This is a genomic window from Rhodococcus sp. PAE-6 (assembly GCF_025290685.1).
In the GTDB taxonomy this organism is placed as follows: domain Bacteria; phylum Actinomycetota; class Actinomycetes; order Mycobacteriales; family Mycobacteriaceae; genus Rhodococcus; species Rhodococcus pyridinivorans.
This window is the reverse complement of the sequence record NZ_JAOCLZ010000102.1, coordinates 1-366: the sequence shown is the minus strand read 5'-3', so window position 1 is coordinate 366 and position 366 is coordinate 1. Positions and strand designations below refer to the sequence as shown.

Below are 366 nucleotides of genomic sequence, written 5' to 3'. Positions count from 1 at the left end.
CCGCGTAGGCGGAGACGATGTCGCGAGTGAGCGGGCCCATCGAGAAGCCGTCGGCGGCGATGTGGTGCACGACCAGCGCGAGCACGTGTTCGGTCGCCGACACCGCGAACAGTTGCGCCCGGAAGGGTGCCTGGGTGGAGACGTCGAAGCCGGACGAGACGAGATCGGTGATGCTCTGCACCAGCTGCGTCTCGGTGACGTCGACCGGCGTGAGGTCGGGTTCGACCTCGGACACCGGCAGCACCTGCTGGTAGCCCACACCGTCGACGTCCGGGTAGATCGTCCGCAGCGACTCGTGCCGGCCGAGCACGTCGACCACCGCGGAGCGCAGCGCCTCGACGTCCAGGACGCCGGTCAACCGGATCG

At 69.4% G+C, this 366-nt stretch carries 1 protein-coding gene; it reads right to left on the bottom strand.

Features of this window, described 5'->3' with window-relative positions; genetic code table 11:
- The coding region (locus NVV99_RS26410) for a condensation domain-containing protein (protein ID WP_260783289.1) at positions 1–366 on the bottom strand (366 nt) is incomplete at both ends.